Source organism: Escherichia sp. AM3 (assembly GCF_032029835.1).
GTDB lineage: Bacteria > Pseudomonadota > Gammaproteobacteria > Enterobacterales > Enterobacteriaceae > Escherichia > Escherichia coli.
Genome location: NZ_JAVUPQ010000674.1, coordinates 1 through 363 on the forward strand (window position 1 = coordinate 1; position 363 = coordinate 363).

The 363-nt window shown below is 38.6% G+C and carries 1 protein-coding gene and 1 pseudogene; one reads left to right on the forward strand and one right to left on the reverse strand.

All coding sequences use genetic code 11. The features are described from left to right. Window positions 1–150: pseudogene (locus RTW80_RS27820) on the forward strand (NADP-dependent phosphogluconate dehydrogenase); the annotation flags it as partial. A 155-nt stretch (window positions 151–305) separates the two neighbouring features. On the opposite strand, the gene RTW80_RS31810 reads toward RTW80_RS27820, so the two are convergent. Next, entirely contained in the window at window positions 306–362 is a 57-nt protein-coding gene (locus RTW80_RS31810) for an IS1 family transposase (RefSeq protein WP_003032489.1), read from the reverse strand. Window position 363 lies beyond the last annotated feature (1 nt).

The window sequence follows — 363 nt, forward strand, 5'->3', positions numbered from 1 at the left end:
ACATTCTCTGCCGCAATTGCTTACTACGACAGCTACCGTTCCGCGGTTCTGCCCGCTAATCTGATTCAGGCTCAGCGTGATTATTTTGGTGCGCACACCTATAAGCGTACTGATAAAGAAGGTGTATTCCATACCGAGTGGTTGGAATAATCTTTATATTCCACAGTCAGGCCAATTGACCTGACTGTTAACTATTTTTTTGTTATTCTATAATAAACTGATCAAAGTCATCTTATCTGCACATCTTCGTTATTTTTCAGTTCTAATAAACCAAATATTTATCTTTTAAGGGTAATGACTCCAACTTATTGATAGTGTTTTATGTTCAGATAATGCCCGATGACTTTGTCATGCAGCTCCACC